The following is a 12,413-nucleotide window of genomic DNA, read 5'->3' on the forward strand; positions in this document are numbered from 1 at the left end:
ATCCGTGATTTGACAATCGCCCAAACTGAGGGAGGTCAGATTCGGAAGTGCTGACAGGTTGATCAACGCCATGTCGGTCAGGTTGTTCCCAATCAGGTCCAGTACCTTTAAATCGTGGAGATTCTTGAGATGGATCATCGAGGCGTCGGTCAGTTGTGAATACTGCAACTGAAGGCTCTCGAGTTGATGGAGCTGTCCGATTTCCCGGAGATCGGCATCAGTCAGTGGCAGCCTGTTGGCTGTCAGATGCCGAAGCTGTTTCAGGTGGCCTATTCCTTCCAGCCCCGCTTCGGATGAATCGGTTCGGGAAATGTCCAGAGAAACCAGGACTCCATGATTTTGCAGCTTTTTTAGCCCCGTGCCGCTGATTTTCAAGTTCTGCAGCTGCAGATGCGTGAGTTGCTTCAGAGGGCTGAGTTCCGCCAGCCCGGCGTCAGTGCAAGGAGTCATACTCAGGTCGAGACTTCGCAGCTCCGTCAGCTCCGACAAGTCTCGCAGTCCCGCGTCCGTAATCCGGGTCCTCCTCAGGTTGAGTGTCGTCAGGCTTTTCAGTTGTTTCAGTTGAGGAAGGCAACGATCGGTCACTTTCCGTTCCCCGTCAGCGTCCCTGAATTGGAAAGCAAGCCTTTGAAGCTGAGGGAAGTCTTTCAGCAGGTGAAAGTACTTATCGTTGAACCGGCAGTTGTCCTGAAACTGAATTGCCACAACGGGACCACCCGGTAACCCGGGATCCCGCCTGACGATCCCTCCCAGGATTTGAATTTTCTCGATCGACTGGGCCTTGTCGTCGGTGGCGTGTCCGGTGATCGGTGCCGCACAGAGAAACGTCACAAGAGCGAAGAGAATCGCCCGCCGAGAAATCATCCAGACCTCCTTCGAATCGCTGAAAACCTCGCACTCACTGATCAGGCGTGGCGATCGGGTTTTCGATAAACCGTCGTGCTGCCGAACGATTCTGACACCAGCGACGTCGTCAGCCCATACAGGCTTTCCGCTGCTCCCAGAATGAGCAGACCTCCCGGAACCAGGAGCTTGTGAAATTGTTCGCAAAGCTTCTGGCGCGTCGGAGTATCGAAGTAGATCATGACATTGCGACAGAAAATCAATTCAAAAGGGCCAATATCCGGCATGGGATTCAGAAAGTTCATCTGACGAAACTCGATCATCTTTTTCAGTTGAGGATTGATCGTCCAGTGGGCTCCCTGCTGCTGGAAGTAACGCCTGCGCTGCTCTGGTGTGACTCCTCGATCGAGGTCTCGCTCGAGGTAGCGTCCCTCTTTCGCCGTGGTAAGTGACTTCGCCGAAACATCCGTGGCCAGAATCGGAAGCTGTTCGACCTTCAATCCGAGCGCCACGTTCGCGGACAGGTATTCGTGGATGATCATCGCCAGACTGTAAGGCTCTTGCCCGGTCGAGCAGCCTGCGGACCAGATTCGGGCAATGGGAACCCGTGTTCCTTGCTCGCGGCGTCGCCGCAGTGATTCCGCCACGCGGGGAAGGATTCGTCGCCGGAACTCGTCAAAGACGTGAGCGTCACGATTGAACGAAGTTTCTCCGGTGGTGAGTGCCTCTACCAGTTCATCACGCATCGCGCCGGCACCGAGCTGCTGCAGTCGTCCCAGGTAGTCACCGAAGGATGTGCAGCCGTGCGCCGTCACGACGGGTTCGAGCCGCGTTTTCACGAGATACGTCTTATCGTCCGTCAGAACCAGACCACACAATGACCGGACCAGCGTCTGAACGTCGCGAAACTCCTGAGTCGAGACTTCCATTGTGTCAGCCCTCGATTCCCAGGTGTGCGCGTAATGCCGGCCCGATATCCTCAATCGGCAGAACCTCGTCTGCCGCATTCGCAGCAACGACGCTTCCCGGCATTCCCCAGACGATGCTCGATTCTTCATCTTGTACGATGACGTGTGCCCCCATTCGTTTCAGGGTGATTGCTCCGAGAGCCCCGTCGGTCCCCATTCCGGTCAGAATCACGGCCAGCACGCTTCCGCCGTAGACAGCCGCTGCCGAACGGAAAAGAACATCAACCGATGGACGACAGCCATTTTCCGGAGGGGAATCACAGAAGCTCATCACCACTCGCTGGTCTTGCCGGGTCAGGATCAAATGTTTCCCCCCCTGGGCAACATAGACCACACCTGGGCGTGGGATGGTTCCTTCTGTCGCCTCGACAATTTCTGTGCCGCAACGCCGGGCGAGGCTGGTCGCGAAGTAATGGGTGAAGTTTTCCGGCAAATGCTGAACGAGGAAAATGGGGACCCGGCATCCGGGGGTGAGTACAGGCAACAGCCGGGCGATCGCTTCAGGTCCTCCGGTTGATGAACCGATCACGATCGCGCGAAATCGGGATTCGTTTTTCTGCGTTGCGGGCTTCTTATCTCGAAGGGCTTTTAAGGCAGGGCTGACTTTGCGGCGCGAGCGGAACGCCTTGATCTTCTCGAGAAGTTGCTCCTTGAGCGAAGCCGCGTTCGCGAGGGTATCAGGCCCCGTCGGCTTGGAGATGAAGTCGAATGCTCCTTCTTCCAGTCCTTCGACGGTGATCGCGGCATCTCGTTTGGTGTGCAGACTGACCAGCAGAATACCGATCGTCCGTTCGCGGTTCTGTGCGAGTTCCCGCAGCGCCCTCAGGGTTGCGATTCCCCCCATTCCCGGCATTTCAATGTCGAGCGTCACGAAATCGGGCAGCGAGGCGCGGGCGAACTCGACCGCCTTCTCGCCATTCCAGACTGATCCGACAACCCGCACGTCATCCCGACCAGAGAGTGCCTCTTCGATCACGCTCCGAAAGATCCGCGAGTCGTCGACAATCAGAATTTTCAGCGGTTCATCAGTCATTCGACCACGGTGTCTTCTTTGTTGATTTTGAATCGTCCGACAAGTTTGCGTAGCTCTTTACCAATCTTATCGAGATGCTCTGCAGACTGGTGAACCTTTGAGGCCGAAAGATTCGTCGATCGCGATGCCACGCTGACGCCATGAATGTCGGAGGAAATTCCACTTGCTGCCTTTGCTGCTTCGCCGACATTTCTTGAGACATCGGTGGCGCCTCGCGCGGCTTCCGCCACGTTTCGGGACATATCACCAGCCGCTTTGGCGACTTCAGAAATGGATCGAGCGATGTCTCCCACTCCCTTATTCGCCTCACTCACATTCTGCGAAATCATAGTCGCTGCCTGAGTTTGTTTCTCTACTGACTGAGAAATTCGTCCGGCAGACGAATTGATGTCCTTAATAATCTGTGAGACATTCTGAATCACCTGGACGGCCTGCCGGGTGTCATTCTGCACTCCTTCGATTTTGCGCGCGATGTCTTCCGCCGCCTTGGCGCTCTGGTTTGCCAGTTCCTTGATTTCGTGCGCGACGACGGCAAAGCCTTTGCCTGCTTCCCCGGCAGAGGTCGCTTCGATCGTCGCATTTAACGCGAGCAGGTTGGTCTGTAGTGCGATCATCTTGATCGTTTCCGTGACCTTACTGATTTCGGTTCCGGATTGACTGAGTGTCTGAATCGTGGCCGTGGCCGAATCCGCCATACGGCTTGCCTCTCCGGCGACCAGTGAGCCTTCTCGGACATCATTCAGGACATCGGTGAACGAACTGGAGATTTCGACCACGGCACTCGAAACAGCCCCGACGTTGTGCGAAGTCTGTTCAGCCGCCGAAGAAATCGTGCCGACGTTGACACTCATTTCTTCACTGGCAGAACTGATCGAGGCGACGTTGACGCTCATCTGTTCTGCGGCGGCGGCCATGGTACTGATGTTGGAGGAAAGTTCTTCCGAGGAACTGGCAACACTCGCCGCATTCAGCGAAGTTGTTTCGCTTTGTGACAGCAGTTGGTTAGAGACACCGCTCAGTTCATCTGCAGACCCGGCAAGGGCTTCCGAGACCTTCTGGATTTGAGCAACGATATTGGTGAGCGAATCGGCAAGAGAATTGGTGGCATCGGACAATTCGCCGACTTCATCTTTCTGTTTCAGGTGGATTCGCTGACGCAGGTCACCGTCGGCCATTGCCTGGGCCAGATTGCGAACCTCGAAGACGGGGCGAGTCACCGATTCTTTGACGAGATAGGCCAGAATCGATCCCAGAATGACGCCGACCAAGGTCATTCCAATAATCGATCTGAAGGCGTTCAGGTAGGCAACGTTGCTCATGTCTCGCCCGGATTTGGCCTCGATTGAGAACAATTCGTCCAGCTTCACGATCCGCTGGACGCAGTCTTCACTCGCCACGCGTGAAGCATTGAGCGACAAAACGACCGATTGATTGTTTGAATCGAGTCGTGACAAAACGATCAGGGAGGCAAGTGACGTCTTGATGTCGTTCAGGCGATTACGGGCATCGACCTGACTGGGGCCATCCCCCGCGGAAGCGACGGGCAGACCATGCTGAATCCGTTCCTGCAATTCATCCAGCTTTTTCTCAAACGCGAGCATGTCCTCTTCGGCCGAGGCGTTAATATGGCGCATTGCGTTGGGCAGGATCCCCATCAATTGATCCTGCAACTCGTACAGGGTCTTCATCCGCTCCATGACAGAGGCATCCATCTCTGTTTTCGAACTGGCATCATCGACCCAGGATTGAAGGCGTGTTTCCAGAATTTCAACCTGTCGCTGGATCTCGGATCCCAACAGTTTTCTCGCTTTGACATTCGAGTTCTGAACCGCAAGGTCCAGGACCTTGTTGTTGATTTCCTCGGCTTTATCGAGCGACTTGATGCATTCGTCCACGCTGGTAGTCTGGCCTTCGATACCCTCTTTGATGACGACTTCCTTCAATCGACCCAGCGTTTCGCGTGCTTCCACCAGGCTGCTGCGTGAAAAGGTGGCGAAACTCCTGCTGACGTCGTCATCGGGAGAAAGGACCGCGTTCTTCTGAGCACGGATGCTGGCCAGAACCTTCACGTGGATATCAGAGGTGAGATTCAACTTATAGAACGTGGAATCCACCAACTGCCGGACCTGGACATTGACCGCTGCCAGACGGTCTGCAGCGACCCATGCGACCACGATGATCGTCGAGATCAAGATCGAAGTCAGAATCATCATTTTGCTGGCGAGTTTGAAGTTCTTCACGGTGATACCTGCAACAAGTAGATCAAGTTGAATGCAATGTGATTAAAGTCTGGTTTAGGCGGGACCCGCAAAATTCGTTTCGACGATCCTCAGAAACCGACGGGGATTGAGGATCACCAGAAGCTCTCTGGCCAATTTAGCGACAGAGTCAATCAGGTCGATTCGCCGCAGTTGCGACGTTAATGCGTCGAACTGTTCGACAGTGAACGGTTCTATCTGATGGGGGGTGACGGCATGGATCTCGGCGATCTCATCGACGATAACTCCGAACGCACTTCCGACTGCAGGTTTGAACAGAATCAGCCGACTGCTGTCGGTCCGGGGGACAGCGGGCAGCCCCAGCAGTCCGCGCATGTCGAGTGCCAGATGAATGTGTCCGCGGATGTTGACCAGTCCCCGAACTTCATCCGGTGAGTGAGCAATCTGCGTGCAGGTGATCTCGGTGGTGACTTCCTTGACGTCGAGAATATCAACGCCGAACAGTTGCCCATCCAGTCGGAAGGTACAGAACAACTGCCTGGACTCCAAAGTGGTTGGTTTCATCGAACCGCCTCCCGCGCATCGACCATCTGGCTCACCTTGCGGATCAGGCGGTCGTGATCCAGTTTGACCTCGTAACTGCTATACCCGCAGTCTTTCGCCTTGGCTTCGTACTCGGCCCCACTCAACGAGGTCAGTGCCAGAAGCGGTGTATCGACGCCACGTCGACGGACTTCGCGGGCAAAATCCCATCCGTCCATCACCGGCATCTCGATATCCGAAACGATGAGATCGAAGTCATCTTCGGAATTGAGTCGATCGAGGCCGTCTTCCCCATTGATGGCCGTCACGACCTCATATCCCTCGGCGGTGAGATACCGCTTGACGACTTCCCGGAAGAACGCGGTATCGTCGATCAGCAGCAATCGCTTTTCGCATTTTGTCTCTTTCCGGGATCTCTGTTTCTCTGCAGGGGCGATGCCGAACAGTTTTTCAGCGATATGGTGCATATCCAGAAACAGGGTCAGCCGATCCCGCACGATTGCCGACCCGAGAATGCCCGGTTCGTCGTCGGTGAACTGTTGCAGGTCGAGTGCCAGTGATTCGGTGTCGACAATGCGCGAGACCAGAATCCCCATCGGCTGTGCCACAAACTTGGGCAGGATCAATGACATCACCGGTGCGTCACCGTCAGGCGCGGAAACATTGATGACGTGGTTGAGACGCAGAATCCGAGTCGAAACGCCGTCGACGGTCACGTATTCGAAATTGCCCACTCGTTCAAACTGATGCTGCGAGACCATCTCGATCCGACGAATCTGGATGAGTGGCAACGCGAATCGTTCCTGCGGTCCGTATTCGAAGATGAGGACCCGATGCGCCTGTGCTGCTTCTCGAACCGAAGAGGCCTTTTCGGGTTGGGCCGGCGGTGGCTCGAAGCTCAATTGAGCATGTTCAATGATTCCTTCCACGTCAGCGATCAGCGCTACGCGGCCGTCCCCCATGATGGTTGCCCCGGTGAAGATGCCGACCCGCTTCATGGACGGGTGCATCGGCTTGACGACGATTTCCTGCGTCCCCTTCACGTCATCGACCACCAGACCAAACCGTCGCCCTCCCAGTTTGAGGACCAGAATGTACTCGATGCGATCAGGGGACTGCTTAGCGGCATATTTCGTCAGAATTTCCGCCTTCGCAGTGACCGAGAAAGGTTCCTTCCGAGTCAGCACTTCCGCGAAGCGCACGACCGGTAGCAGCTTGTCACGGAGTCGGTAGACTTCGGTGTTGAATGCCTGTTCGATTCGTTCGCTCGAACGTGGGTGCAGGCACACGACTTCCTCAAGGTCCCGCTGAGGAACCGCAAAGCTCTCGCCGCCGACGGTCACGATCAAGCAGGGAATGATCGCCAGCGTCAGGGGGAGTCGCAGCGCCGTGGAACAGCCGTGTCCTACGACCGAATCGATGCTGAGTGTTCCTTCCAGCAATTCGATGTTTGTTTTGACGACGTCCATCCCGACGCCGCGACCAGACACTTCGGTCACATGTGCGGCGGTCGAGAAACCGGGCATCAGCACCAGAGCGTAGATTTCGCGCGGTGTCATCCGGGTTAGCTCGGACTCGGTCTTCAACCCCAGCGAGAGTGCTTTGATCTTCACCGCTTCAGGGTCAATCCCCTTGCCATCGTCCTGAATCTGAATATGCACCTGACCATCTTCGTGAGAAGCGGAAAGGACGATTCGTCCGATGGGAGACTTTCCTTGCGCAATTCGCTCTTCGGGCAATTCAATTCCGTGATCGACACTGTTGCGGATCAGGTGCATCAGTGGATCACTGAGCTGTTCCAGAATCGATTTGTCGAGTTCGACATCACGTCCCTGCAGGTCGAGTTCAACCTGCTTGCCGAGTTGACGTGCGAGGTCCCTGACCATTCGCGGATATTTATTGAACAGATTTCCCACCGGTTGCATCCGTGCGCGCAGCGTGACGTCCTGCAGTTCCGACGTGACGGAACTGAGACGCTGAATGATGGCGCGACGGGATCCGTCTTCGTCTGCGAAGGCGAGTAACGCCTGATTTCTGACGAGGGTTAACTCTCCGACCAGCGTCATCATTCGATCGAGCAATTCGACCTGGATCCGCAGAGTGGTCGATTTTTCCCCTTCCATCGACGGCGGACGTCGCGTGACTTGCTGCGATGGCGAATTCGGCGGGGAAGGGGGCTCTGCATTGACTGGATCAAGCTGTCGCTCTTCTGCTGGACCAATTGCCTGAGGTGCATCGAGATGAGTTTGCTCGGCCGTGTCCTCTACCTGCAGAGGTGCAGGGTGGGGGTGGAGGCCGCGGCAGGAGCCCGTCCAGACAATCGGTGCGGATGGCAAACCATTTCGCAGATCAACCGGCGCAAACTGCAATTCTCCCTCTGTGATAGGCCCGAAACTGGCCAGATCACGGAAAAAGCGGACCAGTCCGCCGTTCGTTGCCGACCAGGCGGAGAGATCGACGCTCAATCGCTCACCCGTCGTCTCTTCCGTCGAAGAAGTGTCAGAAGCCTCGTCCTGTGACTGAGCTGAATCCATGACGGCGGGGGCTTCGATGACGGCAGACCAGGTCACGGGGCCATCGGGCAGGCTGTCACGCAGGTTGCACGGGTTGATCGTAATGCGTCCGTCATGAATCCGGCCCTGGGAGATCAACTGCCGGAAGAACGACATCAGCCCTCCAGGATGCGCCTGGCTGCGGGCGGTCAGATCGATTTCCAGCGGGATGGTCTCCCGGTCGATTCCTTCCGTCGAGAGACGCTGAAGGATATCGCTGAAGTCGATCACGGTGTTCTGGTTGGCGTTGTCTACGAGAGTGGCCAGGCGGTCCCGGGCTGCAAGCAGGGTTTCGATCGCCGATGGCGCGACAGGAAGTCGCATTCGGACCAGCAGTGACTCCATCGCATGAGCCAGGTCGTGAATCGGCAGCAGGCCGAGGAATCCAGCATCGCCCTTAATGGAATGGATGGATCGGAAACAACGATCGATTCGCTCGGTCGCGGTCGGATGCTTTTCCAGCGTGAGCAAGGAGTCTTCCACAAGACTCAGATGCTCCCGTGCTTCGATGATGAATTCCTCGATTCGATCAGTCATGATGGCTTAACGCCCCTCCGATGGATAGAGGCGGGCGATGCCAGTTGCGTCGAGGACTTGCTGCAGATCGGCGACCGCTCCGGACATAACGAATTGAGGGATTCCCTCTTTTGCATGTGAGGGAACGGCTGCCAGAAACGCGATCCCGGTGGCGTCGATATCTGTCGTTTGGGTGAGGTCGAAGCGAATACGACGCAAGTTCGCGTTCAGTGCGGCAACGAACGACCGTCGCGCCAATTCTGCAGCGGCGGTGTCGAATAAAGGGGGGAGCGTAATGGTGATCTCATCGAATTGACTGGAACCAGCGACCGGTTTGAGCGGTGCAGCGGGGGCTCCTTTGGCACGGGGTTGTGAGAGTGCTGCGGCCACCACATCAGAGATGGAGGATGCAGCGGGACCGGCGGGCTGTGCGACATCCGCAGATGGTCGCCTGGGTGCTGCAGGGGCCGGGACTCCCGGGGTCGGTACTGAAACGGGGGCCGAAGCGGACAGAGCAGGAGCTGGAGGAGGGGATGAAGCGGGTGTGCCCGCCAGAACCGATTTGATTTCCGCCACCAGAGGCGTTGCTTCGCTGTCGAACTTTTGCCAGTCGATTCCGGGTGTCTGCGAGGCATTTGCGATCCGGTTCAGCATATCGACACCGCGCAGAAGAACGTCGACATGCTCGGGACGGAGCGTCAGTTTGCCATTCTGCGCGGCGACGAAACTGTCCTCCATCACATGTGCGACCCGCACTGCGGGGTCGATTCCGACAATCCGCGCGGCCCCTTTAATGGAGTGGGCACCTCGCATCATTTCGTCGATATGACTGGTGTCCCCCGGGTCTCGTTCAAGTGCCAGGATTCCCGATGTCAGAGATTCAACGTGCGTTTCTACTTCCGCACGAAAAATTTCCAGCATCGATGAGTCTGTGAAAATCTCGCCACTCATGACGTGCCCCGGTCAAGATCCGTTTGATTTCTGAAAATCCACATGTGTTCTACTTCAGATCCTGGATTGCGGTCGGGTATTCACGCTGTTGAAAAGTCGTTTTCAATCCGTTGACTTTCGCTAAATCACCAAGTCGCTACAGTCCGCTCATTCGGTAGAATCATCACGAAACACAATGTCCCGACAAGTGTAACGATTACTACGCGGCAGGAGCTGGTTCTTCAATCGAGAGCCGACTGCGCTTCCCTGTCGGCGGCGAGGGCCGCATACAGACGTGTCGTAACGAGCGGACGAGCTACAGTCAGAGGAATCGAGCATGTCGGAATCAGCGTCAGTCGAGCGAGCGGCAACAGCAGAAGCCAAGCCATTGGACCGAAAGCACACCGATCATCGGATCCGGGTCCTGCTGGTTGATGACCAGCAGATCGTCGCTGAAGCGATTCGCCGCATGCTGGAATCCGAAACGGATATCGAATTCCACTATTGCGCCGATCCTTCGACGGCATTGGCCGTCGCGAAGGATCTATCGCCGACCATCATTCTCCAGGATCTGGTGATGCCGGAGATTGATGGATTGCTTCTGCTGCGTTTTTACCGGGCCAATGCCGCCACGCGCGACATCCCCGTCATTGTCCTCTCTTCTCAGGAAGAAGCGGTTACCAAGGCCAAAGCGTTCGAACTGGGGGCTAGTGACTACCTTGTGAAATTGCCCAACCGCGTGGAACTGATTGCGCGAGTCCGCCACCATTCCCAAGGCTATATTCACCTGCTCGAAAGAAACGAAGCTTTTCAGGCGCTGCGGGAAAGTCAGCAGGCACTCGCGGAAGACGTGGCCGAAGCGGAACGCTATGTCACTTCGCTTCTTCCCGCAAAGATCAAAACCGACAGCGTCGAGACCGACTGGCTGTTCATCCCTTCGTCGAAACTCGGGGGCGACTCGTTCGGATATCACTGGATCGATGAAGACAACCTCGCTTGCTATCTGCTCGATGTCTGCGGCCACGGGGTGAAGTCGGCGTTGATGTCGGTCTCAGCGATGAACGTTTTGCGGGCCCAAAGTCTGCCCGGTTGTGATTTCCGAGATGCCAGCCAGGTTCTGTCTGCGCTGAACAACGCGTTTCTGATGGACAACCACAACCAGATGTACTTCACCATCTGGTATGGAGTCTACAACCGGGTCAAGCACGAGTTAAATTATTCAGGTGCCGGCCATCCCCCTGCGCTGCTGATTTCCGGTCCTCCGGAATCCCCCGCTGCGTGTCAACAGCTGGAGAGTCAGGGACCGATGAACGGCGTCGTCGAGGATCTGCCGTATGACGGTGTCACGGTCCCTGTTGAGCCCGGGTCGCGGCTTTACCTGTACAGTGACGGAATTTGCGAACTCCATCTTCCAGACGGGACGATGTGGCCATTCTCTGAGTTTATTACCGCCATGTCCGCCCCGCTGGCGCTGGGCGAGTCGGCGTTGACGCGAATCCATTCCATCGGACAACGCGTCCAGAGTGGTCACCCCTTCCTGGACGATTTCTCGATTCTGGAATTGAAGCTCCTTTAATTGATCCGCCGACCACATTTGACGCGTTAGGGCTGGGACTGACGGAGGGGAACTGAAAATACGGGAAAATTTTGCGCCTGAATAATCCGCGCGGCTCCCAGAAACGTATTCTTTAACGGAAAAGCAATTTTCACGAAAAAGATGACGAAAAAAGCTGGGGAGCAGCCTGTTTCATGACGATGCAAGGGGATGAGTGAAAACGTCGCTTTGTGTTCCGAACCCGCGTGTTCAGGCCGGTGTCTTCTGTGGCAGATGTGCACAGGAATGCAGGTTTCCTGAATTGCAGATGAGGGTCGATCTCTCTCATTTTGATTTCAGCTTCTTTCCCTAGGATTGGCCGAATCAGTTCCACACGTGAGCCGTCTGCAGGATGGCCAGCAACGTCTTAAGGTGAGAAAAGGTGTTTTGATGTTACTCAAGTTGTTACAGGATCAGCAGTTCATTCCTTTGGGGGTGATGGTAGGGATGACCGGCCTTGGCTTGGGAGTAATTTGGAAGCGGTTTCAGTATCGGACGCGACAGCGTGTCCGGGCAGCAGTGGCCGCGTACCTCGCATTGCAACAGTCCGAGCGGACAGTCTGACCGGCGTCACGTGTCGATTCCCGACTGCAGTTGTCGTTTCCATCAGCGGACTGAGTCGGGGATGGATGTTCCGCACGGAACATCCCGCAGAGACAGACGCATTTTCACGGTCGACGATGTCCGTCATTTGTTCAGGACTTGGTCGTGCAGCAGATCGCTTCGGTAAAAATGCGTCTGTCCCTGTCTGAGAATTGATGTTACCCCCCGCCAAGTATTCTTGCTTGCGAGAACACTTCTTGCGGTTTGTGCCGTCGCTCTTGGCGCTTCATCCCCGCCGCAGCGTGCCAGAATTCATTAGGCATTGAGCTGATTTTGACGGCCTGGGCGTGGGCATTGCCCCGCACTTTCGTAAGCAAGCATCGTCCGTACCTGCTTTTTGTGTTGTTCGCGACTTCGCTAACGGCTCGGTTGGGGATCACAAGGTTCCATCCAGCAGGAATTGACCTTCAACGATCGCTCGCCCTGACGGGTGCAGACATTGTGCGAACTGGCGAGCAGTGACGGACAGTGGAAATTTTTCGAGCTCTTCTGCTGTGATCCACTGCCATTCTTCGTCCTTCTTCAGTCGCCCGTCGATCCGGTTCGCTACGAAGCAGATCAGCGTGATTCGATAACGCGTCACACTGTGATTGAACTGAGCCACCTGCGGCC

The 12,413-nt window shown here is 56.0% G+C and carries 9 protein-coding genes and 1 pseudogene; 2 read left to right on the top strand and 8 right to left on the bottom strand.

Features of this window, described 5'->3' with window-relative positions:
* The 7 genes from VGE80_RS21080 to VGE80_RS21110 all read right to left on the bottom strand — a co-directional run.
* Positions 1-864: leucine-rich repeat domain-containing protein (locus VGE80_RS21080; RefSeq protein WP_440594010.1), on the bottom strand; the 864-nt coding region annotated here is incomplete at its 3' end.
* 41 nt (positions 865-905) lie between these two features.
* A complete protein-coding gene (locus tag VGE80_RS21085) occupies positions 906-1,772 on the bottom strand; it encodes a CheR family methyltransferase (RefSeq protein WP_440594011.1) in 867 nt (288 codons plus the stop codon).
* A gap of 4 nt (positions 1,773-1,776) precedes the next feature.
* Positions 1,777-2,844 carry a chemotaxis-specific protein-glutamate methyltransferase CheB gene (gene cheB, locus VGE80_RS21090; protein WP_440594012.1) on the bottom strand — a complete coding sequence of 356 codons (1,068 nt, stop codon included), beginning with the start codon at positions 2,842-2,844 and terminating at the stop codon, positions 1,777-1,779.
* A complete protein-coding gene (locus VGE80_RS21095) occupies positions 2,841-5,084 on the bottom strand; it encodes a methyl-accepting chemotaxis protein (RefSeq protein ID WP_440594013.1) in 2,244 nt (747 codons plus the stop codon). The genes cheB and VGE80_RS21095 overlap by 4 nt, the downstream gene beginning before the upstream one ends.
* Before the next feature lie 54 nt (positions 5,085-5,138).
* Positions 5,139-5,627 carry a chemotaxis protein CheW gene (locus VGE80_RS21100; protein WP_440594014.1) on the bottom strand — a complete coding sequence of 163 codons (489 nt, stop codon included), beginning with the start codon at positions 5,625-5,627 and terminating at the stop codon, positions 5,139-5,141.
* Positions 5,624-8,695 (bottom strand): hybrid sensor histidine kinase/response regulator, encoded by a 3,072-nt coding sequence (locus VGE80_RS21105; RefSeq protein ID WP_440594015.1) that lies wholly within the window; start codon positions 8,693-8,695, stop codon positions 5,624-5,626. Before VGE80_RS21105 ends, VGE80_RS21100 begins: the two co-directional genes overlap by 4 nt.
* A 6-nt stretch (positions 8,696-8,701) precedes the next feature.
* On the bottom strand, positions 8,702-9,625 hold the full coding sequence (locus VGE80_RS21110) for an Hpt domain-containing protein (RefSeq protein WP_397570188.1): 924 nt from the start codon (positions 9,623-9,625) through the stop codon (positions 8,702-8,704).
* Between the two features lie 316 nt (positions 9,626-9,941).
* On the opposite strand from VGE80_RS21110, the gene VGE80_RS21115 reads away from it, so the two are divergent.
* Together VGE80_RS21115 and VGE80_RS21120 are read left to right on the top strand one after the other, a co-directional pair.
* Positions 9,942-11,180 (top strand): SpoIIE family protein phosphatase, encoded by a 1,239-nt coding sequence (locus tag VGE80_RS21115; RefSeq protein ID WP_397570187.1) that lies wholly within the window; start codon positions 9,942-9,944, stop codon positions 11,178-11,180.
* 408 nt (positions 11,181-11,588) lie between these two features.
* Complete coding sequence (locus VGE80_RS21120) at positions 11,589-11,762, top strand: hypothetical protein (RefSeq protein WP_373651850.1); 174 nt, start codon at positions 11,589-11,591, stop codon at positions 11,760-11,762.
* Between the two features lie 415 nt (positions 11,763-12,177).
* Here VGE80_RS21120 and VGE80_RS21125 read toward each other — a convergent pair.
* Positions 12,178-12,413: pseudogene (locus tag VGE80_RS21125) on the bottom strand (hypothetical protein); the annotation flags it as partial.

Source organism: Schlesneria sp. (assembly GCF_036405755.1).
Taxonomy (GTDB): Bacteria; Planctomycetota; Planctomycetia; order Planctomycetales; family Planctomycetaceae; genus Schlesneria; species Schlesneria sphaerica.